Source organism: Pararhodospirillum oryzae, from assembly GCF_007992075.1.
In the GTDB taxonomy this organism is placed as follows: domain Bacteria; phylum Pseudomonadota; class Alphaproteobacteria; order Rhodospirillales; family Rhodospirillaceae; genus Pararhodospirillum; species Pararhodospirillum oryzae.
Genome location: NZ_BJZO01000005.1, coordinates 18,984 through 41,809, shown reverse-complemented (window position 1 = coordinate 41,809; position 22,826 = coordinate 18,984). Strand labels below are relative to the sequence as shown.

Annotated in this window: 18 protein-coding genes; 8 read left to right on the top strand and 10 right to left on the bottom strand. The window is 66.7% G+C overall.

Annotated elements, in window-relative coordinates:
* The first annotated feature begins 191 nt into the window (after positions 1–191).
* The 4 genes from ROR02_RS01630 (at position 192) to ROR02_RS01615 (ending at position 4,185) form a co-directional block, all read left to right on the top strand.
* Positions 192–1,229, top strand: a complete 1,038-nt coding sequence (locus ROR02_RS01630; protein WP_147162261.1) for a sulfate ABC transporter substrate-binding protein — start codon at positions 192–194, stop codon at positions 1,227–1,229.
* Positions 1,230–1,243: 14 nt separating this feature from the next.
* The gene (gene cysT / locus ROR02_RS01625; protein ID WP_407672547.1) at positions 1,244–2,101 is read left to right on the top strand and encodes a sulfate ABC transporter permease subunit CysT; all 858 of its coding nucleotides are present in this window, start codon (positions 1,244–1,246) and stop codon (positions 2,099–2,101) included.
* Positions 2,102–2,103: 2 nt separating this feature from the next.
* Positions 2,104–3,030: a sulfate ABC transporter permease subunit CysW gene (gene cysW / locus ROR02_RS01620; protein ID WP_246135348.1), complete on the top strand. Its 927-nt coding sequence runs from the start codon at positions 2,104–2,106 to the stop codon at positions 3,028–3,030.
* 81 nt (positions 3,031–3,111) lie between these two features.
* Positions 3,112–4,185 (top strand): sulfate/molybdate ABC transporter ATP-binding protein, encoded by a 1,074-nt coding sequence (locus tag ROR02_RS01615; RefSeq protein ID WP_147162259.1) that lies wholly within the window; start codon positions 3,112–3,114, stop codon positions 4,183–4,185.
* Between the two features lie 45 nt (positions 4,186–4,230).
* On the opposite strand, the gene ROR02_RS01610 is transcribed toward ROR02_RS01615, so the two are convergent.
* Positions 4,231–4,986 (bottom strand): coiled-coil domain-containing protein, encoded by a 756-nt coding sequence (locus ROR02_RS01610; RefSeq protein ID WP_147162258.1) that lies wholly within the window; start codon positions 4,984–4,986, stop codon positions 4,231–4,233.
* Positions 4,941–5,909, bottom strand: a complete 969-nt coding sequence (locus ROR02_RS01605) for a DMT family transporter (protein ID WP_147162257.1) — start codon at positions 5,907–5,909, stop codon at positions 4,941–4,943. The genes ROR02_RS01610 and ROR02_RS01605 overlap by 46 nt, the downstream gene beginning before the upstream one ends.
* An 81-nt stretch (positions 5,910–5,990) precedes the next feature.
* Here ROR02_RS01605 and ROR02_RS01600 point away from each other — a divergent pair, with 81 nt between their 5' ends.
* Positions 5,991–6,497 carry a MarR family winged helix-turn-helix transcriptional regulator gene (locus ROR02_RS01600; RefSeq protein ID WP_147162256.1) on the top strand — a complete coding sequence of 169 codons (507 nt, stop codon included), beginning with the start codon at positions 5,991–5,993 and terminating at the stop codon, positions 6,495–6,497.
* A gap of 22 nt (positions 6,498–6,519) precedes the next feature.
* Here ROR02_RS01600 and ROR02_RS01595 read toward each other — a convergent pair whose 3' ends face one another.
* From ROR02_RS01595 to pyk, 7 genes are all read right to left on the bottom strand, one after another.
* A complete protein-coding gene (locus ROR02_RS01595; protein ID WP_147162255.1) occupies positions 6,520–7,152 on the bottom strand; it encodes an RloB family protein in 633 nt (210 codons plus the stop codon).
* A gap of 3 nt (positions 7,153–7,155) precedes the next feature.
* Entirely contained in the window at positions 7,156–8,298 is a 1,143-nt protein-coding gene (locus tag ROR02_RS01590) for an AAA family ATPase (protein WP_170244912.1), read from the bottom strand.
* A 285-nt stretch (positions 8,299–8,583) separates the two neighbouring features.
* Complete coding sequence (locus ROR02_RS01585; RefSeq protein WP_147162253.1) at positions 8,584–10,518, bottom strand: ABC-F family ATP-binding cassette domain-containing protein; 1,935 nt, start codon at positions 10,516–10,518, stop codon at positions 8,584–8,586.
* A gap of 197 nt (positions 10,519–10,715) precedes the next feature.
* The gene (locus ROR02_RS01580) at positions 10,716–11,516 is read right to left on the bottom strand and encodes an N-formylglutamate amidohydrolase (RefSeq protein ID WP_147162252.1); all 801 of its coding nucleotides are present in this window, start codon (positions 11,514–11,516) and stop codon (positions 10,716–10,718) included.
* Between the two features lie 73 nt (positions 11,517–11,589).
* A complete protein-coding gene (locus ROR02_RS01575) occupies positions 11,590–14,028 on the bottom strand; it encodes a bacteriohemerythrin (RefSeq protein WP_147162251.1) in 2,439 nt (812 codons plus the stop codon).
* 199 nt (positions 14,029–14,227) lie between these two features.
* A complete protein-coding gene (locus tag ROR02_RS01570) occupies positions 14,228–14,668 on the bottom strand; it encodes a VOC family protein (RefSeq protein ID WP_147162250.1) in 441 nt (146 codons plus the stop codon).
* A 210-nt stretch (positions 14,669–14,878) separates the two neighbouring features.
* Positions 14,879–16,321, bottom strand: a complete 1,443-nt coding sequence (pyk, locus tag ROR02_RS01565; protein ID WP_147162249.1) for a pyruvate kinase — start codon at positions 16,319–16,321, stop codon at positions 14,879–14,881.
* Between the two features lie 347 nt (positions 16,322–16,668).
* On the opposite strand from pyk, the gene ROR02_RS01560 reads away from it, so the two are divergent.
* The 3 genes from ROR02_RS01560 (at position 16,669) to topA (ending at position 21,907) form a co-directional block, all read left to right on the top strand.
* A complete protein-coding gene (locus ROR02_RS01560; protein ID WP_147162248.1) occupies positions 16,669–17,676 on the top strand; it encodes a lysylphosphatidylglycerol synthase transmembrane domain-containing protein in 1,008 nt (335 codons plus the stop codon).
* A gap of 82 nt (positions 17,677–17,758) precedes the next feature.
* Positions 17,759–18,889 (top strand): DNA-processing protein DprA, encoded by a 1,131-nt coding sequence (gene dprA, locus ROR02_RS01555; protein ID WP_147162247.1) that lies wholly within the window; start codon positions 17,759–17,761, stop codon positions 18,887–18,889.
* Positions 18,890–19,120: 231 nt separating this feature from the next.
* The gene (gene topA, locus ROR02_RS01550; RefSeq protein ID WP_147162246.1) at positions 19,121–21,907 is read left to right on the top strand and encodes a type I DNA topoisomerase; all 2,787 of its coding nucleotides are present in this window, start codon (positions 19,121–19,123) and stop codon (positions 21,905–21,907) included.
* Between the two features lie 17 nt (positions 21,908–21,924).
* Here topA and ROR02_RS01545 read toward each other — a convergent pair whose 3' ends face one another.
* Positions 21,925–22,779, bottom strand: a complete 855-nt coding sequence (locus ROR02_RS01545; protein WP_147162245.1) for a hypothetical protein — start codon at positions 22,777–22,779, stop codon at positions 21,925–21,927.
* Between the last annotated feature and the right edge of the window lie 47 nt (positions 22,780–22,826).

Below are 22,826 nucleotides of genomic sequence, written 5' to 3'. Positions count from 1 at the left end.
GCGCTCCCCTGCCTTGCCCAAAACCGATTCCGGTTTGCCTTTTCCGTCCGGACTCCCTGGCTATAATTTGACGAAATTGAGGCAGCTCCCTCCCCTTGAAAGCGAGGGAGCGCTTGACAGGAGAACCCTATCAGTCTATCGATTTGATCGACAAAAACGTCCTTCCCCTTTCATGCAAGCCGAGGTGCCTCATGCGCGTGTTTCGCACCCTGACTCCGCTGGCCCTGGTGCGGGCTGCCCTGGTGGGGGGCGCCGTCCTGGCCGCGACGCCCGTCCTGGCCCAGGCGCCGTTGCTCAACGTGTCTTACGATCCGACCCGCGAGCTGTATCGGGATTACAACCTGGCTTTCGCTGCTCACTGGAAAGAGAAAACCGGGCAGGATATCGAGATCCGCCAGTCGCACGGCGGCTCGGGCGCCCAGGCCCGCGCCGTGATCGACGGCCTGGAAGCCGACGTGGTGACCCTGGCCCTGGCCTCGGACATCGACGCCATTGCCAAGCGCACCGACAAGGTGCCGGCCGACTGGCAGGCGCGCCTGCCCGACCATTCGGCGCCCTACACCTCGACCATCGTGTTCCTGGTCCGCGCCGGCAACCCCAAGGCGATCAAGGACTGGGATGATCTGATCCGACCGGGCGTCGAGGTCATCACCCCCAACCCCAAGACCTCGGGGGGAGCGCGCTGGAACCACCTGGCCGCCTGGGCCTGGGCCGCGCAAACGTTCGGGGGCGACGAGGACAAAATCCGCGCCTACATCGCCGAATTGTATCGTCACGTGCCGGTGCTTGACACCGGGGCGCGCGGGGCCACCACCACCTTCACCAAGCGCGGCCTGGGCGACGTGCTGCTGGCCTGGGAAAACGAGGCCTTCCTGGCCTTGAACGAGCTGGGCCCGGATCAGTACGAAATCGTCGTGCCGTCGATCAGCATCCTGGCCGAACCCACCGTGGCCGTGGTCGAGGGCAACACCGAAAAGCACGGCACCACCGAGGTGGCCACCGAATACCTGACCTACCTGTATTCGCCGGTGGGCCAGGCCCTGGCGGCGCGCCACTACTACCGCCCGCGCCATCCCGACTTCGCGGCGCCCCAGGACATCGCCCGCTTCCCGGCCACCACCTTGATCACCATCGACGACCCGCTGTTCGGCGGCTGGCCCGAGGCCCAGGCCCGCCACTTTGGCGACGGCGGGTTGTTCGATCAGATCACCGCGCCCCCTGGCCAATGACGGGGCAGGCTTCCTTGTCGTCGCGGCCCCTCGCGAGGCTTTGGCCGCGACGACGCCCCAGTGTCCTGCCGGGTTTCGGCCTGACGCTGGGCTTCGCCGTGTTCTATCTGGGGCTTCTGGTCTTGCTGCCGCTGGCGGCCGTGTTCTTGCGCGCGGCCGGCCTGACCCCCGAAGCCTTCTGGGCCCTGGTCACGCATCCGCGCACCATCGCCGCCTTGCGGGTGTCGTTTGGCGCCTCGTTGGTCGCGGCCTTCATCAACGTGGGCTTCGGGGCGCTCACCGCCTGGGTGCTGGTGCGCTACCGCTTCCCCGGCCGGCGCCTGCTTGATGCCGTGGTTGACCTGCCGTTCGCGCTGCCCACCGCCGTGGCGGGCATCGCGCTCAGCAGCCTGTACGCCGTGAACGGCCCCCTGGGCGGGTTGCTGGCCCCGCTTGGGATCAAGGTGGCCTATACGTGGCTGGGCGTGGTGGTCGCGCTCACCTTCATTGGCCTCCCCTTTGTCGTGCGCACCGTCCAGCCGGTGCTGGAGGATCTGGACAAGGGGCAGGAGGAAGCCGCCGCCACCCTGGGCGCCAGCCGCTGGCAGACCCTGCGCCGCGTCGTCCTGCCCGCGCTGGCCCCGGCCCTGCTCACCGGGTTCACCCTGGCCTTCGCGCGCGCGGTGGGTGAATACGGCTCGGTGATCTTCATCGCCGGCAACCTGCCCTACCGCACCGAAATCGCGCCGTTGCTCATTGTCATCCAGTTGGGCGAGTACAACTACGCGGGTGCCACGGCGCTGGCCGTCGTCATGCTGGTGATTGCCTTCGTCTTGCTGCTGGCCATCAATCTGTTGCAGGCCTGGAGCCGGCGCCGCCTGGGAGGAGTGTAGCCGTGGATCATCCCATGCCCCCCGCCCCCGCTTCTCCGACGCCCGGACCTTCCGCCGCGCGGGCTTTTCCCTCGCGGCGTCGTGGCCGCTGGCACCCGCCGACCACCGAAACCGCGCCCACCCGCGCCGTGCTGATCGCCGGCGCCGTCTTGTTCTTGCTGCTGGTGCTGCTGGCCCCGCTGATCAGCGTGTTCGCCGAGGCCCTGGCCGATGGCCTGCCCGGCTACGTCGCCGCCCTGACCGACCCCGAGGCCCTGTCGGCCATCCGCCTCACGCTTCTGGTCGCGGTGCTCAGCGTGCCCTTGAACGCCCTGTTCGGGCTGGCCGCCGCCTGGGCCATCGCCAAGTTCGAGTTTCCGGGCAAGAGCCTGTTCATCACGGTGATTGACCTGCCGTTTTCGATTTCGCCGGTGATCGCCGGCCTCGTCTACGTGCTGGTCTATGGCGCGCATGGGGTGCTGGGCCCGTTCCTTCAGGCCCACGACCTTCAGGTGGTCTTTGCCCTGCCTGGCATCGTGCTGGCGACCATGTTCGTGACCGTCCCCTTTGTCGCGCGTGAACTGATCCCGCTCATGCAAGAACAAGGCACCGGCGACGAGGAAGCCGCCTTGTCCCTGGGGGCCAGTGGCTGGCAAACCTTCTGGCGCGTGACCTTGCCCAATGTAAAGTGGGCCCTGCTGTATGGCGTGTTGTTGTGCAACGCCCGCGCCATGGGGGAATTCGGGGCGGTGGCCGTGGTTTCGGGCCGGATCCGGGGCTTCACCAACACCATGCCCCTGCAAGTCGAGATCCTGTACAATGAATACAATACCGTGGCCGCGTTCGCCGTGGCCTCCTTGCTGGCCGTGCTGGCCCTGGCGACCCTGGTTCTCAAAACCTTGCTGGAATGGCGCTATGGCGACGCCCTGATGGCCCGGCGCGGCCACTGAATCGTTTTTGTTTCGTGCTGGCGCGCCCCTCCCCGAAAAGGGCGCGCGCCCTGCCCCGCCGATCACGGGAGAGGCTGTTTCATGCGTATCGACATTCAGGGCATCCACAAGGAGTTCGGCCAGTTCCCGGCCCTGCGCGGCGTCGAGCTGACCATCGGCGACGGGGAACTGATCGCGCTGCTGGGCCCGTCCGGATCGGGCAAGACCACCTTGCTGCGCGTCATCGCCGGTCTGGAACGCCCCGACGCCGGCCAGATCCTGTTCAACGGCGCCGACATGGCCGATACCCCGGTGCAAGAGCGCAACGTGGGCTTCGTGTTCCAGCATTACGCCTTGTTCCGCCACATGACGGTTGAAGACAACATCGCCTTTGGCCTCGCGGTGCGACGCGGCCGCCAGCGCCCTTCCCGCGCCCAGCGCCGGGCCCGCGCCCGCGAGCTGCTGGAGCTGGTGCAGATGGGGGGGCTTCACCACCGCTTCCCGGCCCAGTTGTCGGGCGGTCAACGCCAGCGCGTCGCCCTGGCCCGGGCGCTCGCCATTGATCCGGCGGTGCTGCTGCTGGACGAACCCTTCGGCGCCCTGGACGCCAAGGTGCGCAAGGACCTGCGCCGCTGGCTGCGCGCCTTGCACGATGAAACCGGCCATACCACCGTGTTCGTCACCCACGACCAGGAAGAAGCCCTGGAACTGGCCGACCGGGTGGTGGTGATGCGCGACGGCATCATCGAGCAGATTGGCACGCCCGAGGATCTGTGCCTGCGCCCCGCGACCCCGTTCGTGTACGGCTTCCTGGGCGATACCAACATGCTGGCGGTCCTGGTGCGCGAGGGCACCGCCTGGCTGGGCGACCGCGCCCTGGCCTTGCCCCCGGCGCCTCCCGTCCCCGACGGCCCGGCGCGCCTGTACGTGCGCCCGCACGACTTCCGCTTCACCGACGACAGCGACGGCGCGATCCCGGGCACGGTCCAGGCCATCCGCCGCCGCCTGGACGCCTTGCGCATCGAAGTAAGCGTGGGGGGGCATCACGGCCCGGTCGAAGTCGCCCTGCCCGCTCCGGCCCCGGCCCCCGAACCCGGTCAAACCGTGTGGCTGCGCCCCATCGCCCACGGCCTGTTCCCCGGCGGCCAGGGCGTGTTCTCGGAATACGAGGCCTGATCCGCCCGTGCGCCCCCCGCGACGCCGCCGCCGGGGGGCTTCATTCTACGCAAACAGCTTCATCAGCCCCAGGATCAGACCGGTCTGCACCAGCATGGTCGCGACCATCCATTTCATGAGATCGGTCTTGGCGTCGGCGATCTCGGTTTTGATCCGGGCTTCCAACCTGGTTTCAACGTCGCGGATCTCGCCTCGAAGCGTTGTCTCGACTCCATGAATTTCAGAGCGAAGCGTTGTCTCCAACTCGTGGATCTCGCCTCGAAGGGTTGTCTCCACCTCGCGGATTTCGGATCGAAGGGTTGTCTCCACCTCGCGGATTTCGGATCGAAGGGTTGCCGCCCCTCCCTTGATCTCTGATCGAAGCGTTGTTTCGACGGCCTCCAACGCCCCCTTCAGGCCCCGGACATCCTCTTTCAGAGCCTGGACGTCTCCCTTCAGGCCCTGCATGTCTGCCTTCAAAACCTGAACATCCGCCTTCAGGCCCCGAACATCCTCTTTCAGGACCTGAACATCTTCCTTCAGGCCCTGCACGTCTGCCTTCAAAACCTGGACATCCGCCTTCAGGCCCCGGACGTCCTCTTTCAGGACCTGCACGTCTCCCTTGAGGCTCTGAACATCCGCCTTCAGCGCCTGACCATCGGTCGCAAGCGGCACAAGGTCGGCCTTGGTGGCCAGGTCGCCAACGGCGGCGGCCTGGGCGTCGCGCAACAGGTCGGTCAAGGTTTCGGCCTGCCCCTCGGTCAGGCCGACGGCTCTCATGCGCTTGACCGAGGCGTGGGTATCGAACGACAAGGCGTGCATGGCCGGGCTCCGTTTTCCTCTTCCCTCTCATCATGGGCAAGCACGGCCTTCGCCGCAAGGACGGGGCCCCGCTTTGGAGGCCGGACCGGACGGGAGCCCACCGCCACGCATCCCAATACGATGAGCGCCCCCAGCCCTTGCCACGGCGTCAGGATCTCGCCCAAAAACACCCAGCCCAGGACCACGGCGCTCACGGGGCTGAGAAAGCCGAACGCGGTCACGACGCCGGGGCCCAGGCGCGCGATCCCCCGGAACCAGAAAAAATAAGTCAGGGCCGCGCCCACCGCGCCCAGCCACACGAACCCCGCGATATTGACCGAGTCCAGCGGCGGCAGCGGCGGTTCCAGCGCCAGCGCCAGCGGCACCAGCAACATCCCGCCCGCGCACAGTTGCCAGGCGGTGAAGGTCAGCGCCGGCACGGGAGGTTGCCACTTGCGGGTCAGCACGACCCCGCACGCCATGGAAAAGGCCCCCACCAAAGCGGCCGCGACCCCCAGCGCATCCAGACCGGCCCCGGGGCCGAGAACCAGCAGGCCCACCCCCGCGATGCCCACCCCGGCCGCCCCCAGGCCGCGCGCGCTTATGGGCGTGCCCAACAAGGCCCGCGCCAGCAGCAGCACCATCAACGGCTGGACCGCGCCCACCGTGGCCGCCACGCCCCCGGGCAGGCGGGCGGCGGCCACGAACAGCGCGGCCCAGAAGATGGTGAAATTCAAGGCGCCCAGCACCAAAAGGCGCCCCAGCCACGCCCTGGGCGGCAGGCGGCGCGCAAGCAGCAAAAGCAGCAGGCCGGCCGGCAGGGCGCGCAGAAGCGCCGTGGTCAGGGGATACCCCGGCGGCAGCATCTGCGTGGTGACGATATAGGTGGACCCCCACACAACAGGGGCCAGCGCGGCAAGACAGGCATCCACGGCCCTGGACATCGGAACCTCCCAACTCTCTTGATATCAAGATAATTCAGGAAATCTTGACGTCAAGAGAGTTGGGCGCTATCCCCTGGAGCCATGGATTCCGTCGATCGCCTCTTGGACCAATGGCACCGGGAGCGGCCCGATCTTGATGTCGGGCCGATGGGGGTGATCGGGCGCCTGATACGGATCCGCGAGCATCTGATGGAGGCCATGGCCCGGGTCCACAAGGCGCACGGCCTGACCCCGGCCGGCTTCGACGTGCTGGCCACCTTGCGCCGCGCCGGCCCACCGCACGCACTCAGCCCCTCGGCCCTGGTGGAGTCGACCCTGGTCACCTCGGGCACCATGACCCATCGCCTGGACCGGCTGGAAGCGGCGGGATGGATCGAACGCCGCCCCAATCCCGAGGACGGCCGGGGTTCGGTGGTCGCCCTGACGCCGGCCGGATTCGCGCTGATTGACCACGTGATCGCCGACCACGTGGCGGCCCAGCACCGCCTCCTGGCCGCCCTGCCCGCCCCCACCCGCGCCCGCCTGGACGCCGACCTCAAGGCTTGGCTGTCGGGCTTCGAGACGCCGCAAGAGATCTCCGGGGACTGACGAGAAAACAGGAAACCCCGGATCAGCCCGCGCGTAGGGTCCGCAAGGCGTCGATGATCTTGTCCACCTCGGTATACGGCCCTTGGGCCTGGGTTTGCTTAATCTGTTCTCGTCCCCAGCATGCCGCCTCAATGGCTTTGCCGAGGTTATCTCGCAAGACAAGCCATAACCCGATCATGCCCTTTTCGTAATGGGGCAGGTACTGACATACACGGCGACGGATATCGTCCTGGTCGACAAAAACACTCGTGGTTTTTTCGTAATGGCAAAGAATCCAGTATTCGAAACAGGGATCCGAGGGAACAGCCCGAAACCTCGACCCTTTCTTCGTAATTGCAGCCAGGGCCTTATCGAAGGTTTTAAACCGGGCATCCGTCCATTCCCGATCAAAAACGCAATAAACAGCATCGAAAGGGCCGTCCTGCTTATCCTTGCGGACGGCAAAATCGACTATTTTCAGGGGATCGGAACGGCACTCCCGACCGCAAATCACAACATCCGCCGTGGGCAAGCGCCAATCCTGTTTGAGCCCTTCAAAATACCGGGGCTCGGTTTTCTCGCCTTCGCAGACAATCAACACCCGGTCGCGCGGTTTCCTTGATCCTGCACGACGGGCCAGGGCTTGGTCGCTTTTCGGCCTTCTGCCCCCCGCCATGCCTTACGCTCCCTCGCGTTCGTCCATGGGCACCGCCCCATACCGACCGGCGAGATACCCCCGCTGCAAGGATTCGTGGGCACGGACCTTGTAATCCGACAAGGGGGTCACGGTGGTAGCAAGATCCCGGGTCCGTTCGACCATCCAAATTTGGTCCGAGTGCAGGAAATCCCGATCCAGAACAGAGGTGTCATGGGTGGTTAAAACCAGTTGCGCCCCGTGGGGATTGGTTTCCTTGTCGTGGAAAAAATCAATAAGCCGCCGGAACGCCAGCGGATGCAAACTGTTGCTCAACTCATCCACCACGACAACAAGGCCGTTATCGAGGACATCGAGCCACGGGCCGGCAAGAGCGAACAACACCCGGGTCCCATCGGACTCCTCGGTATCCAGATCCAAATAGACAAGGCGGTCATCATCGGCGCGATGACCGAAAGCGGTACGAGCCCATGTGGCATCCGACAAAGCCTTACTCAAAACGACTGAGATATCTTGAGGAAGTTCTTTGATTTTTACCTGATCAACAGGAAAGGGGTGCTCCGTGATCCGGATATCGCTCACATCAACTCCTGCCGCCTGCATCAAGTGAAGGATACGGCGCTTCATATCCGGGTCTTCGCACTGTCGAACAGAAAAGCTCTCTCCCAACCGTTCACTTGAGCGAATGACTTGCAAGCGCGAGTGAAACCAGTTGAATGGAACGCGAAGAGGAGTTGCATTCAACTGCACCGCCGAGGAAAGAAACAAGGCGTTATCCCGAGTACTTTGTTTCCACGCCTCCTTTTCGCCTTTCAGTGACGGATTGACGTACCATTCCTCACGGGGGCCCCGCCGCTCGAACCAGCGCTGGGTCCGCCCCCCCGGGGGGCGCGCGAACAACCATTCCTCGTGAACGCGGGTGTCATCGGCAACGAACCCGTACTGGAAACGGATATCGTCTTCGCGAAAGATGATTTCGAATTCGGACGGCGCGGCCCGAGTGGCGGCGGACAGACGAAACGGTGCCAGGTCCAGGGGGTCGCCTTCCTGGGATTCGCGGGCGGAATCAACCACCAGGCGGCGCATCGCGCCAAGGGCCTTGACCAAGGTGGTCTTGCCGGCTCCGTTGGGGCCGAAAACCGCCGCCGCCGGCACCAGACGGGGCACCCCGCGATCGCCGGTTTCGATGCCAATGTCGCGGATGCGCTGGGACGAACCGCCAACCAGGGAAAGGGTTTGCCGATCCCGGATCGAACGATAATTCCGTACCGAGAACTCGACCAGCATGCGACACCCTTTGCCAAAAAGATCAGGAGGGTTCGCCTACGCTCCCCTCTCTTGGTGATCGCATCGCGGAGCGCACGCCCTTGACCCTCATTAAGAAGATATTCTGACGGGTTTTATGCGCAAACGGAAGAATAAACCAGGGAAGGAGAGTTTCCCCCTCCCCCCTCAGCCCCCCTCGGCCAGGGCGGGCTCGGCGGCAGTGGCGGTTTCCAGGGCGTCGTGGGCTTCCAGCCACGTCTCTTCGGCTTCGGCAATCGCACGCTGAGTCTCGCCCAGTTCGCGTTGCAGCGCGGTCAGGGGCGCGGGCGGGCCCTGGTACAAGGCGGGATCGGCCAGACGGGCTTCCAGCTTGGCCTTGGCCGCTTCCAGGGTGGCGAGGCGCTTTTCCGCCGCCTCCACCTTCTTGCGCAAGGGAGCAAGGCGGGTGCGGGCCTCGGCGGCGGCGCGGCGGCGGTCCTTCTGGGCGGCGGCCGAATGGGCCATGTCGGCGGAGTCCCCGCCCGCCTCCGACGATCCCGAGCCTTCGCGCCGGGCCTCGCGGGCGCGATCAAGCAGCAAGCGGCGGTAGTCGTCCATGTCGCCGTCGAAGCTCGTCACCGTGCCACCATCGACCAGCCACAGGCGGTCCGCCACCATCTCGACCAGACGCGGATCGTGCGACACCAGCACCACCGCGCCTTGAAAGGTGTTGAGCGCGCGCATCAAGGACTCGCGCGAATCGATGTCCAGGTGGTTGGTGGGCTCGTCGAGGATCAAGAGATGCGGCGCCTCGCGGCAGGTCAGGGCGATCAGCAAACGCGCCTTCTCGCCCCCGGACAGCGACGAAACCAAGGTGTTCACCCGGGGTTCGCCAAAGCCGAACCGCCCCAGGTGGGCGCGGATCTTCTGGTCGGGCAGATCACCCATCAACCGCCGGCCGTGCTGCAAGGGCGTTTCGCCGGCGCGCAGTTCCTCGGTCTGGTGCTGGGCGAAATAGCCCACCCGCAGCTTGGCCGGCGCGCGCAAGCTGCCCTCCATCAGCGACAGACGCCCGGCCAGGACCTTGGCCAGGGTGGACTTGCCGTTGCCGTTAGCGCCCAGCAGGGCCACGCGGTCGTCCATATCCAGGCGCAGATTCAGCCCGCGCAGGACCGGACGCTGGTCATAGCCCGCGATCCCGCCTTCGATCGCGATCACCGGCGGCGGCAGGGGTTCGGGATCGGGAAAATCGAAGGGGATCACCGATTCCTCGATCACCGCCGCGATCGGGGGCATGCGTTCCAGCCGTTTGAGCCGGCTTTGCGCCTGGCGCGCCTTGGTCGCCTTGGCCCGGAAGCGGTCGATGAACGCCTGCATGTGGCGGCGCTCCTCGGCCTGGCGGGCCGCCGCCTTGGCCTGGTGTTCCTGGCGCTCGGCGCGGGTGCGCTCGAAGCGGTCGAAGTTGCCGGCATACGAAACCAGCCGGCCGTTTTCCAGGTGCACGATCCGCTCCACCGCCCGGTTGAGCAGATCGCGGTCGTGGCTGATCACCACCAAAGTGCCGGGATAGCTGGCCAGGAAGGTTTCCAGCCACAGCGTGGCTTCCAGGTCCAGGTGGTTGGTCGGTTCGTCAAGCAGCAGCAGATCGGGCCGCGCGAACAAGGCGGCGGCCAGCGCCACGCGCATGCGCCAGCCCCCCGAAAAGGTACCCACGGCGCGGGTGTGATCGGCGGGCGCGAACCCCAGCCCCGACAGGATGGCCGAGGCCCGGGCCGGGGCCCCGTGCGCCCCGATCACCGCCAGGCGTTCGTGCAGGTCGGCCAGGTGGTGGGGATCGGGGTCGGCTTCCAGGGCGGCCAGCAAGGCGGCGCGCTCGGTATCGGCGGCCAGCACGCAGTCCAGCAAGGGGGTCTCGCCGTCGGGGGCTTCCTGGGCCACCTGCCCGACGCGGGCACGCGGGCGCACGGTGATGGAACCGCCGTCGGTCGAGCGCTCGCCCAGGATCAGGCGAAACAAGGTGGTCTTGCCAGTACCGTTGCGCCCGACCAGCCCGACCCGCTGCCCTTCCGGCACATGAACGCTGGCGCCTTCCAGCAAGGTTCGCCCGCCAATGCGACAGACCACGTTATTCAAATGCAGCATGGGCGGAAACCTTCCGGAAACAAGGACTCAAGCCAGAGTGAGACCCGAAAAGCGGGAACCGTCTTTCGGATAAGCCGAGCGTAAACACAAAGAGTGAGAACATCGTGCCTGGATCGGGTTCAACACACGATGCTCTCGGGTCGGGGAAGCCCCCAGCATAACGGCCCGGCCGGGGGGCGCGCCAGGGGGGGAGCGGCTTAGCGCGCGAGAGAGCGTTGCTCCCCGGCCAAGGGCGCTTCATCGCCCCGCAAGGCCGCCTCCAGCGCGTCGCCCAGCACGGTGCCCCAGGCTTCGACCCCGTCCTGGGTGTCCACCAGATCCTGGCGGACCTCGACCGCGAGATGGGGCAGGCCCACCGCCTCGGCGTGGATGCGGGTGGTGTAGCCGACCTCGCGCCCCGAATAGGGCTCGTTGTCGCCCACCACCACCGCGGGCGCCTGCCGGGCCAGGGCTCCCATCAGCGCCCGGGCCAAGCGGTCGTCCTGGTTATGCAACACCCCGATGTGCCACGGCCGCGCCGCGCCGGCGAGGACCGGGGTGAAGGTGTGAATGGACACCAAGGCCGGCCCGGTTCCCTGGCGCGCGAGGTGGGCGAGGCGTCGGGCGATGGCGTCGTGATAGGGCCAGAACAGGGCCTCGCGGCGGCGTTCCCGGGCGGCCTCGTCCAGGCCCCTGTTGCCGGGCACCACGTGACCGTCGGCTTCCTCGGGCATGGCCGAGGGGTCGCCGGGGGCGCGGTTGAGATCGATCACCAGCCGGGAATAGGTGGCCACCACCGCCGTGGCCTGGAAGCGGTGGGCCAGGAAGCGGGTCAGGGCCTCGGCTCCGATGTCCCAGCCGACATGCCGGTCGAGCACGGCGGGCTCGACGCCCAGGCCGGACAAGGCACCGGGCACCCGCTGGCCGGCGTGATCGCAGACCAAAAGCAGGGGCGGACGGGCGTCGGGGTTGAGAACCTGGTACGGAGGCGGATCATCGGGGGCAAGCAGCACGGACACGGCACACGGATTCCCTGAAAACGACGGGACGCGAAAGGCGCCTGCCCCCCGCGTCCCGTGCCGGCTTCAGGGCTTATCCACGCCTCCGGTGGTGCTGATTGGCGTAATGAGCCATGCGGATATCGTGGGTGGTCAGGTGCTCGCGCAGCCAGTTGGCAAGATAGTGGAAGAAGGGCATCACGATATCCTCGCCCCGGTCAAGGCGTTCCTTGAACACCACGATCTCGCGCAAGGTATCCTGATGGACCTTGCGGTGCTCCTCCAGGCCGGGATAGCTGATTTCGCGCATCATGGTTTCTTCCTCGCGGAAGTGATCCTCGAACGTGCGAATCACTTTCAGGAGCATCGACGGAATGCGCTCGTTGCCGCGCCCGGTGATCAGGTCCTGGTAGTAGCCATTGATTTCATTCACCATGTCGCGGTGATGGTTGTCGATGACGGGCAGCCCCACTTCCAGGGCCTGATCCCATTCCAGCAGAACCTTTTCCGTGTCGTCGGCGCGGACCTGATCGAGGAAACGCTTGACCTCCTCGCGCAGGAATTCGGCCTGTCGCGACAGATTGGCCGAGGCCCCGGCGATTTCGTCGGCCGAGTGGCCGGTTTCGTTGGCGGCTTCCTGAACGATCAGGATGCTGTGGCTGACCTCGCGCGTGCCTTGCGAGGCCTGATCGACGTTGCGGGCGATTTCCGAGGTGGCGGCCGTTTGCTGTTCCACGGCGGCCGCGATCGAGTTGGCGATCTGGTCAATTTCGGTGATGGTTTCGCTCACCGCCTCGATGGCGCGGGCGGCCTCGTTGGTGACGGCCTGCACGCGGGAGATCTGGCTTGCGATTTCGTCGGTGGCGCGGGCGGTCTGGGTGGCCAGGGTCTTGACCTCGGACGCCACGACGGCGAACCCCTTGCCGGCGTCGCCCGCGCGCGCGGCCTCGATGGTCGCGTTGAGGGCCAGCAGGTTGGTTTGCGAGGCGATGTCGTTGATCAGGGTCACGATCTCGCCGATCTTGCCCACCGCCTCGACCATCTGTTCAACCGTGGTGTGGGTGGTGTGGGCCTGGTGGGCGGCCTGATCGGCCACCGTTGACGAGCGATGGATGTGCTGGCTGATCTCGCCTTCCGAGCTGGCCAGTTCCTCGGCCGCCGCCGCCACGGTGTTGACGTTGTTCGAGGCCTCCTCGGCCGACGCGGCCACGGTGGTGGCCTGGGCGCTGGTTTCGCGCGCCGTCGCCGCCATCTGGGCCGAAGCCGCCTGCAACTGCGTGGCGGCCGAGGTCACGGTTTCGACCACCTGCCCCACGCTGGCCTCGAAGGTGTCGGCCATCTGGCGCACGGCCGCCTTGCGTTCTTCATCGGCGCGCTGCTTCTGGGCTTCCTGCTCGCGCTGCAGATGCTCCACGCGGATGGCGTTTTCCTTGAACACCTGCACGGCCTGGGCCATGGCCCCGATTTCGTCCTTGGCGTCGCGCGAGGGAATGGTGATGGTCTTGTCGCCGTCGGCCAGCTTGCGCATGGCCTCGGTCATCGCCCGCACCGGCACCGACGTGGTGCGAATGATGATGACCGCCGCCAGCACCCCCAGCACCAGCGCCACCCCGGAAAGACCGATGCCCAGGCTGCGGGCGGTTTCCAGGTCGCTTTCGCTGTGGGCCAGCAAGGCTTCAAGGGCGTCGGCCTGGGCGTTGGCCGCGTCGCGGGCCAGATCGCCGAACAGGGCGGCCTTGGCGGGCATCACTTCGTCGATCAACCGGGAATAGGCCATCAGGGCCTTGGTCTGCCCCGTCATCACCTCGATGTAGGCGGGGAAATCGGCCACCAGCTGGTCCAGGGCCTTGCGGTGCGCGAAGTCCGCTTCCTCGGCCTGGGCCTGCTTGAGAAGGACCAGGGCCTGGTCCAATGCCGCCAGGGCCTGGTCGGGTTTGTTGTCCCGGGGCGACAGCTGGTAGAAAACCATCGCGAGGCGGGCCTGGGAAAAGGCCTCGTACACGGCGTTGAGGCGCGCGAGCGTTGGCAGGTCGCCCTCGCGCGTCACGCGTTCCATCAGATCGGTGAGTGCCCCGACCATCCGGGGACCTTTTTCCCGGGCCTGGACGTAATAGGCATCGCGTTGCTGGCGCAGCTTCTCGACCTGATCGAAGTCGCGCATGTAACTGTCGAAGTGTTCCTTCATCCGGCCCAGCATGTCGCGCACCGTTTCGATACGGACCGCGCCGATAACCGAATCCAGTTTTTTATCCAGATCGCCCTGATAATCGCGGACGCGCTTCAGGGCCTGCGTGTCCCCGTAATAGCCATAAGTGAGGGCATGGCGACGCAACGCATTGATATTGCGATCTATTCCACGGATAGCCATGGTATTGGTGGCGATGCGCGCGTACTCGCGAAACGCCGACAGGGCCGAGGTGCCCGACGTCGCCCCTTGAAACGCCACCCCCAGGAGCAGCAGGAGCACCACGGCAAAGCCGGCAAAAACGCGGGTGCCAATCGAAAAACGGTTGATCACGACCTGTTCTCCCATCTGTTCCGGTGGTCCGTGGATGCCAGTGTCCGCGTTCCGAAGCAGGCGTGGCGGTGCGGGAGTTTTTTTGCCGTCCGGCGTGCAGGCCGTTCCCGTCTCGTTACCGCCGATATAAACTAAAGTATCGTCAATTAAGCGGCGAAGTCAACGGAGAGTGGATGGTTCCCCCCATCGGGAACCACCCTTGCGCATTTTTCAATCACCAGGACCCGATGTTGGGCAGGCTCGCCCACGGCTCAACCACCGGTAAGGGAGCCCCCTTTTGCAGGAACTCGATGGAAATGCCGTCGGGGGAGCGGATGAACGCCATCATGCCGTCGCGCGGGGGGCGGTTCAAAGTCACCCCGGCGTCGAGAGCCCGCTGGCAGGTGGCGTAGATGTCGTCGACCCGGAAGGCGAGATGGCCAAAATTGCGACCGCCCGTATACACTTCCGGGTCCCAGTTCCAGGTCAGTTCGACCAAGGGCGCCTGCTCGGTCCGGGCGCGGGCCTCGTCGCCGGGGGCGGCCAGGTACACCAGGGTGAAGCGCCCGGCCTGGTTTTCCAGACGCCTGACCTCGCGCAACCCCAGGACGTCGCAATAAAAGGTCAGCGATTGAGCCAGATCGCTGACTCGCACCATGGTATGCAGGTATTGCATGGAAGATCCTCCAACGAAAACGACAGGTGGACCAGGGCCACGCCATGAGGGGGTGATCCTGGGCCGCCTGCCTTCTAGGTTGGGGAGAAAACCAGCAAAGGGAAGGGCCCAGGGCACCGTGCATGGGACCGATGCCCGGCGCGATGCTCCAAGCCTTTGTTTCTGCCTTCGACTTATCCGGAAAGCGGTCCCCGTTTTTCGGGTCTCGCCCTATTCGGCCCAGGTGTCTTCCTTGCCTTCCACCCACACGATGCGCAGCGAGTTGGTGGAGCCCGGCGTGCCGAAGGGAACACCGGCCGTGACCACGATGCGCTCGCCCACCGAGGCGAATCCTTCCAGCAGCACCCGGTCCATGGCCATTTCCACCATTTCCGAGAAGCTGGCGATGTCGCGGCTGACCACGGCCGGATGCACGCCCCACACCAGGGCCATGCGCCGGGCGATGCGCTGACGCGCGGTCAGGCACAAGATCGGCACCTCGGGGCGCTGGCGGGCCACGCGCAGGGGCGTTGATCCCGACGACGTATAAGCCACGATCACCGCCGCGCCCACGGTGTGGGCCACCTGGCGGGCGGCGGCGCTGATGGCATCGGCGGCCGTGCCTTCGGGAACCTCGCGGCGAACATCGCGCAGGTGGTGATAATAGTCGTCGTGCTCCACCTGACAGATGATCTTGTCCATGATCGCCACCGCCTCGACCGGGAAGTGACCGACCGCGGTTTCCGCCGACAGCATCACGGCGTCGGCGCCGTCGTAAATGGCCGTGGCGACGTCCGAGGCCTCGGCCCGGGTCGGCGTGGGGGCCTGGATCATGCTTTCCAGCATCTGGGTCGCGACCACCACCGGCTTGCCGGCCTGCTGGCAGGCGTGCAGCACCCGCTTTTGCAAGATCGGCACCCGCTCGGGCGGAACCTCGACCCCCAGGTCGCCACGCGCGACCATGATGGCGTCGGACAGATCGATGATCTCGCTCAGGTGCTCGATGGCGGTGGGCTTTTCCAGCTTGCTGATGATGCCCGCGCGTCCGCCAATGATGGTGCGGGCCTCGGCCACGTCCTCGGGACGCTGCACGAACGACAAGGCGACCCAGTCCACGCCCAGATCCAGGCCAAAGGCCAGATCGCGCCGGTCCTTTTCGGTCAGGGCCGAGATCGGCAACACGGCGTTGGGCACGTTCAGGCCCTTGTGGTCGGAGAGCACGCCGCCCACGATCACCCGGGTCAGCGCCATGTCCGGGCCCAGGCTTTCCACCCGCAGCCGCAGGCGGCCATCGTCGAGCAACAGATCGGTGCCCACCTCGATCGCGCGGAAAATCTCGGGGTGAGGCAGGCGCACGCGCTCGATGGTGCCCAGGTCGGGTTCCATGTCGAGGCGGAACAAGGCGCCGGTTTCCAGCTTGATCGACCCGCCCACGAAGGTGCCCACGCGCAGCTTGGGGCCTTGCAGATCCATGAGCACGCCAACGGGGCGGCCCAGCTTGCGTTCCACCCCGCGCACCAGGTCGTAGCGGCGCCGGTGATCGTCGAACGAGCCATGGCTGAAATTAAGCCGGACCACGTCGGCACCCGCCCGGATCAAGGCTTCAAGGGTGCCTTCGGTGCTGGTGGCGGGGCCGAGGGTGGCAAGAATCTTGGCGCAGCGGTTCCGTTTCATCGAAGCCCCCTCTGGTAGAAATTGATAGGAAATCCCCCAAAAGTCGCCTTCGACGGACCGGGGTCGCGGAAAGGAGCCCTGCCCCTTCTCCCAAGGTAGACATACCACGCCCCCCGCCGGCTGTCGTGTTTAATGACCGAGACAGCGGGGATCCTGCCTTGCTTCTCCGGGGTCTCTCCCTCTTTTCGCGAATCGGAAGGCTCCGCGTGCTCGCGCCGCGCGCCCCGGCCTTGACAAAGGGGGCGGGGCCGGGGCCGAATCCGCCTCGTTGCGCGCGCGGGGCCCGGTCCGGCCGCCTTGCGCCCTCTTCCCGTCCGTGCGCCTTTTCCCATCGGAGATCCGTTTTCATGTCCCTGCGCCGCTGGCGAGGCGTTGCCGTCGCCGTGCTCAAGGTTGGCGTGTCCGCCGGCCTCCTGGCCACCATCCTGGGCAGCCTGGAAACCGACGCCGTGCTGACGCGGCTCAGCCCCGCCGTGGCCTGGGCCGCCCTGCCCGCCCTGGCCGTGCTGCAAATCCAGGCCCTGGGCGGCGCCTTGCGCTGGCGCGCCGCCTTGACCCGGCTCGGTCATCCCCTGGGCCTGGGGGCCTGCTGGCGCAACGTCTTGCTGGGCCTGTTCGTCAACCAGGCCATGCCCTCGACCATCGGGGGCGATGTCGCGCGGGTGTGGAACGGCTGGCGCCTGGGCCTGCCGGCCGGGTTCGCCACCCGCTCGCTGGTCACCGACCGGGTGTTCAGCTTCCTGGGCCTGATCGCCGTGTGCCTGGTCGGGCTGCCCTTCCTGGCCGGCCGGGCGTCCGATCCCCTGGTGATCTCGGGCCTGCTGACCCTGGTCCTGGGGGGACTGGGCTGCCTTGCGGTTTTGCTGGCCTTGCGCGCCCTGCCCGCCCGCGTCGCCACCCGGCCCGGCGTGCGCGAGGCCGTGGCCCTGTCGCGGACCGCCTGGAGCGTTCTGGGGTCGCGCCACAGCGGCCCCGTGGTCGGCGCCTTGATGGTGCTGCCCCACCTTCTTGATATCACCGTGGTGTGGCTGTACGCGCACGCCCTGGGGGCGCCGGTGGACTGGCTCGCCCTGGCCCTGGTCGTGCCTCCGGCCATTCTCACCTCGGCCGTGCCCGTGTCCATCGCCGGCTGGGGCCTGCGCGAGGGCGCCTTGGTGGTGGGCTTTGGCGTGCTGGGGCTGCCGGGCGACCTCGCCTTGGCGTGCTCGTTGCTTTATGGCGTCTCGGCCGTGGCCACGGGCCTGATCGGCGGCCTGATCTGGGGCGTGGGCGATGCCGACGGCCTGAAGGGCGCCTTGCTCGGCGCCCGGACCCCCACCCCCGAACCCGAGCCCGAGGCCCCCCGATCCTCCTGACTTGTGCCATCTTTGCGCCGGCCCCTCGCGAAGGTAGGATGATCGCTCTGTCTCCCGCGAGAGGGCCGGGATCCGCGCCCTGATGGAAAAGGATCGTTTCGTGGCGTCTTTCGAGAAACTCGACCGCCTGCGCCTGATCCGCTCGGAAAACGTGGGCCCGGTCACCTGGCGCAGGTTGATGGAACGCTACGGGTCCGCCACCCGGGCGCTGGACGCCCTGCCCGGGCTCGCGCGCAATGGCGGCCGCGCCCGCCCGATCAAGGTCTGCCCCACGGCGGCGGCGCGGCGCGAACTGGAAACCCTGGAACGGCTGGGGGCCCGGCCCCTGTTCCTGGGGGACCCCGACTACCCCCCCCTTCTCGCCGCCCTGGAGGACGCGCCGCCGGTGCTCGTGGTCCGGGGCCACGAGGGCCTGCTGACACGCCCCACGGTGGCCCTGGTCGGCGCGCGCAATGCCTCGGCCAATGGCTGCCGCCTGGCCGAGCGCCTGGCCGCCGATCTCGGCGCGGCGGGACTGGTCGTGGTTTCCGGACTTGCGCGCGGACTGGATACGGCGGCCCACCAGGGCGCCCTGGCCTCGGGCACGGTGGCGGTGATGGCGGGAGGGGTGGATGTGATTTACCCCCCCGAAAACGCGGTTTTGTACGAACAGATCGTCGCCGCTGGCGCCGTGGTCTCGGAAATGCCTCCGGGCGAGCAGCCGCAGGCGCGCCATTTTCCAAGGCGCAACCGCCTGATCAGCGGCCTGTCCCTGGGGGTGGTGGTGGTCGAGGGCGCGCCGCGCTCGGGCTCGCTGATCACGGCGCGCCTCGCGGGCGACCAGGGGCGCGAGGTCATGGCGGTGCCGGGCTCGCCCCTGGATCCGCGCGCCCAGGGCCCCAACGGCCTGATCAAGAACGGCGCCGCCCTGGTCGAGAACGCCCAGGACGTGCTGCGCGTGCTTGAACCGGTGCGCGCGCGGCCCATGGACGAGCCCGGCCGGCCTTCGCTGGACGGCACGCCTCCCGCGCCTTTGATCGATGAAAGCGATCTGGCGGCGGCCCGCGCTCCCCTGCTCGCCGCCCTGGACGGGGCGCCCGTCCCTGTTGACGAACTGATCCGACGATGCCAATTGTCACCGGCCCTGGTGGCTGTCTTGCTGCTGGAGCTGGAACTGGCCGGCCGCCTGGACCGCCATCCGGGCAACCGGGTAGGATTGGTGCTCATGCCCTGAATGCCCGTTTCGCGGGTACCCGTGCCCCGTGAAGCCACCTTATTCGTTGCGCGCCCCCTTCGTTTTATCGGTTTTCCCAGAAGGAGGGCCCGGGGGGGACCGTGCCGTTGCCCCCGCCTGCTTCCCCCTGGCCGCCCCTTGGGCCATCGGGTGTTTCCTGCCTCGCCAGCCCCCGGGTCTTCCGGGGCCACCCCCGGTTTTCCGGGTCCAAATAAAGGGTCTTGTTGGCTCATGCATGTCGTCGTCGTCGAATCCCCCGCGAAGGCCAAGACCATCAACAAGTACCTGGGTCACGACTACAAGGTCCTGGCCTCCTATGGCCATGTGCGCGACTTGCCGCCCAAGGATGGATCGGTGCGCCCCGACGAGGGCTTCGCCATGGACTGGGCGATTGACGAGCGCTCGGAACGCCATCTGAAGGAAATTGTCCAGGCCCTGAAGGGGGCCGATGCCCTGCTGCTCGCCACCGACCCGGATCGCGAGGGCGAGGCGATTTCGTGGCACGTGCGCGAGGTCCTGGAAAGCCGCAACGCCCTCGCGGGCAAGACGGTGCGCCGGATCACGTTCAACGCCATCACCCGGTCGGCGGTGGAAGAAGCGCTCGACAACGCCCGCGACCTGGATCAGCCCCTGGTCGAGGCCTACCTGGCCCGGCGCGCGCTGGATTACCTGGTGGGCTTCACGCTGTCGCCGGTGCTGTGGCGCAAGCTGCCCGGCTCGCGTTCGGCCGGACGGGTGCAATCGGTGGCCCTGCGCCTGGTGTGCGAGCGCGAACAGGAGATCGAGCGTTTTGTGACGCGCGAGTACTGGACGGTCGAGGCCCTGCTGGCCACCCGGGCCGGCGTTCCCTTCCGTGCCCGCCTGACCCACCTGGACGGGCGCAAGCTCGACAAGTTCGACCTGCCCGACGAAGCCACGGCGCAGGCCGCGGTGCGCGCGATCGAGGCCCATCCCCTGGGCGTGGTCGCGGTCGAGCGCAAGCAGGCCAAGCGTCATCCGGCGGCGCCCTTCACCACCTCGACCCTGCAGCAGGAAGCCTCGCGCAAGCTGTACTTCAGCGCGCGCCAGACCATGACCGTGGCCCAGAAACTTTATGAAGGCGTGGACCTGGGCGGCGAAACCGTGGGCCTGATCACCTACATGCGAACCGACGGCGTTTCCATCGCGCCCGAGGCGATCGCCGCCACCCGCGCCCTGATCGGCCAGGAGTTCGGCACCAGCTACCTGCCCGACCAGCCCCGTTTGTACAAGACCCGGGCCAAGAACGCGCAGGAGGCCCACGAAGCCATCCGCCCCACCGATGTGTCGCGCACGCCGGCGGCCGTGGCCCCCTACCTGACGCCCGAACAGCGCAAGCTCTACGAACTGGTGTGGAAGCGCACCGTGGCCAGCCAGATGGCGAGCGCGCTCCTTGATCAGGTCGCCGTGGACCTGGCCAATGGCCAGAACAGCGTGACCTTGCGCGCCACCGGCTCGGTGGTGCGCTTCGATGGCTTCCTGAAGGTCTACCGCGAGGACCACGACGACCGCCCCGACACCCCCGAAGGTCCCTCGGCCGAGGGCGATGACGACGAAAACCGTCTGCTGCCTCCGCTAGAGGAAGGCGAGGCGGTGGAGCGCCAGAACGTGGTGCCCAGCCAGCACTTCACCCAGCCGCCGCCGCGCTACACCGAAGCCAGCCTGGTCAAGCGCATGGAGGAACTGGGCATCGGGCGGCCCTCGACCTATGCGTCGATTCTGTCGGTGCTGCAAGACCGCGAATACGTGCGCCTGGACAACCGGCGCTTCGTGCCCGAGGACCGGGGGCGGCTGGTCACCACCTTCCTGGAAAACTTCTTCGCCCGCTACGTGGAATACTCCTTTACCGCCGACCTGGAAAACCAGCTCGACGAAATCTCGGATGGCAAGCTGGGCTGGCGCGCGGTGCTCGAAGCCTTCTGGCGCGACTTCAAGGCCGCCGTGGACGGCACCCAGACCCTGCGCGTGTCGGAAGTGCTGGATGCCCTGGACGCCGAGCTGGGCCCGCACCTGTTCCCGCCGACTCCGGACGGCCGCGATCCGCGCGTGTGTCCGTCGTGCAACAGCGGACGCCTGGGCCTGCGCATCGGCAAGTTCGGGGCCTTTGTCGGCTGTTCCGGCTATCCCGAGTGCAAGTTCACCCGCCCGCTGGTCAGCAAGGGGGATGGCGACGGCCAGGGCACCGGCCTGGAAGAGGGCATCAAGGAACTGGGCACGGCCCCCGACGGCGAACCCGTCACCTTGCGCAAGGGTCCTTATGGCCCCTACGTGCAAAAGGGCGAGGCGGTGAAGGCCGAAAAGGGCAAGAAGGCGGTCAAGCCGCCCCGGGTGTCGATTCCCGCCGACTGGGATGCCACCACCGTGACCCTGGACACGGCGCTCAAGCTGCTGGCGCTCCCGCGCGAGGTGGGCGAGCACCCCGAAACCAAGGCAATGATCACCGCCGGCATCGGGCGCTTCGGGCCCTACCTGAAGCACGGGGATGTGTACAAGTCCCTGCCCAAGGACGAGGACGTTCTCAACATCGGGCTCAACCGGGCGGTCACGGTGCTGGCCGAGGCCGGCCGGGGTGGACGCGCCCGCCAGCCCGCCCGCAGCCTGGGCGATCACCCGGACGACGGCAAGCCGGTGACCATGCACGATGGCCGCTACGGGCCTTATGTGCAGCACGGGGTGCTGCGCGCCACCTTGCCCAAGGGCGATGATCCCGCCGCCCTGACCTTGGACTCAGCCCTCGCCCTGCTGGCCGCCAAGGCCGCCAAGGAAGGCGCGACCGGGAAAGCCACCAAGACGACGAAGACCACGAAAACCGGGAAGGCGACCAAAGCCAAAACCGAGGCCGGGGCTTCGGACGAGGCCCCCGCCAAAAAGCCAGCCACCCGGCGCAAGAAAGCCGATGCCTCCGACGCGACGGCCGCCGAGGGAACCGCGCCGGCCGACAAGCCGGCCCGCAAGGCCCCGGCCCGCCGGCGCAAGACCGCCGGCGACGAAGAAACCTGAGGCGCCGCGCCGTCTGGTCAGGCCTGCCCCGGCCCGACCAGATGGCGCACGCCCAGATGGCGGATTTCCAGGAAGTCGGCGTTTTCCCGGGCTGGCTTGTACACATCGAAGGTGCGCATCACGCCAAAGGTCATGGCGCTTTCCAGGGCACTGACGTATTGCGTCACATGGTCGCCGAAAGCCGGTGCGGCCCGGTAAAACCGCATCTGCTCGCGCGAAAGGAAGAAACACCCCGCGTGAGAGTTCACGACCTTTTGCAGGCGGACCAGGCCCCCCGCCCAAGCCAGATCACAAGAGCGCCTGTCGTTCAGAAGGTGCTCGAATTCCGGGTTTGAAACGTAGCCATAGGGACCATCGACGTATAATTTGCGGTTCGGCCGGTGTTCCTCGATCTCGAAGCGATTCGGGAACAGGACTTTATTCGTGTCATTCGAAAAATACGCCAGCTTATCAAAAAAATAACGATCCGAAATCAATACGTCATCTTCCATGATCCCGTAAAAATCAAATGAATTACCCATGTTATTAGCCAGGATCTGCTGGGCGATGAACCCCAGTTTTTCCGGAGGACACAGGGCCGGCTGATGATGAACCCGGGCCCGAAGGTCCGGGGCCAGGGTTTCCATGAGATGGTTGTCGCCCAGCGTGCAAACCACGATCTCGAACCGCAGATCGGGGACACTGTTGGCGGCAAGGCGCCCGTTTTCCCGGCGGAAATCGACGAGACTGGAGGCTTCGTTCTCCAGATCCAGCAGGCCGTGCAGCGCCATGGCCAGGGAGGAAGCCCGGGCCGAGGCCTTCATCCGTCCGGAACCATAGGCTGACTGCGGATCTTCCCGAAAATAATGGGGAATACTCACAAGAACACGCATCCGCCCCTCTCATGTTTCCAGAACATATTTTCAGGATATCCCTTCAG

Excerpts from the sequence above, each read along its gene's own strand:
- ROR02_RS01610 (WP_147162258.1), bottom strand. The coding sequence starts at position 4,986 with ATGCACGCCTTGTCGTTCGATACCCACGCCTCGGTCAAGCGCATGAGA.
- ROR02_RS01570 (WP_147162250.1), bottom strand. The coding sequence starts at position 14,668 with ATGCAATACCTGCATACCATGGTGCGAGTCAGCGATCTGGCTCAATCG.
- ROR02_RS01585 (WP_147162253.1), bottom strand. The coding sequence starts at position 10,518 with ATGCTGCATTTGAATAACGTGGTCTGTCGCATTGGCGGGCGAACCTTG.
- ROR02_RS01605 (WP_147162257.1), bottom strand. The coding sequence starts at position 5,909 with ATGTCCAGGGCCGTGGATGCCTGTCTTGCCGCGCTGGCCCCTGTTGTG.
- pyk (WP_147162249.1), bottom strand. The coding sequence starts at position 16,321 with ATGAAACGGAACCGCTGCGCCAAGATTCTTGCCACCCTCGGCCCCGCC.
- ROR02_RS01630 (WP_147162261.1), top strand. The coding sequence starts at position 192 with ATGCGCGTGTTTCGCACCCTGACTCCGCTGGCCCTGGTGCGGGCTGCC.
- ROR02_RS01575 (WP_147162251.1), bottom strand. The coding sequence starts at position 14,028 with ATGGGAGAACAGGTCGTGATCAACCGTTTTTCGATTGGCACCCGCGTT.
- ROR02_RS01545 (WP_147162245.1), bottom strand. The coding sequence starts at position 22,779 with ATGCGTGTTCTTGTGAGTATTCCCCATTATTTTCGGGAAGATCCGCAG.
- topA (WP_147162246.1), top strand. The coding sequence starts at position 19,121 with ATGCATGTCGTCGTCGTCGAATCCCCCGCGAAGGCCAAGACCATCAAC.
- dprA (WP_147162247.1), top strand. The coding sequence starts at position 17,759 with ATGGAAAAGGATCGTTTCGTGGCGTCTTTCGAGAAACTCGACCGCCTG.
- ROR02_RS01595 (WP_147162255.1), bottom strand. The coding sequence starts at position 7,152 with ATGGCGGGGGGCAGAAGGCCGAAAAGCGACCAAGCCCTGGCCCGTCGT.
- ROR02_RS01600 (WP_147162256.1), top strand. The coding sequence starts at position 5,991 with ATGGATTCCGTCGATCGCCTCTTGGACCAATGGCACCGGGAGCGGCCC.
- ROR02_RS01615 (WP_147162259.1), top strand. The coding sequence starts at position 3,112 with ATGCGTATCGACATTCAGGGCATCCACAAGGAGTTCGGCCAGTTCCCG.
- ROR02_RS01560 (WP_147162248.1), top strand. The coding sequence starts at position 16,669 with ATGTCCCTGCGCCGCTGGCGAGGCGTTGCCGTCGCCGTGCTCAAGGTT.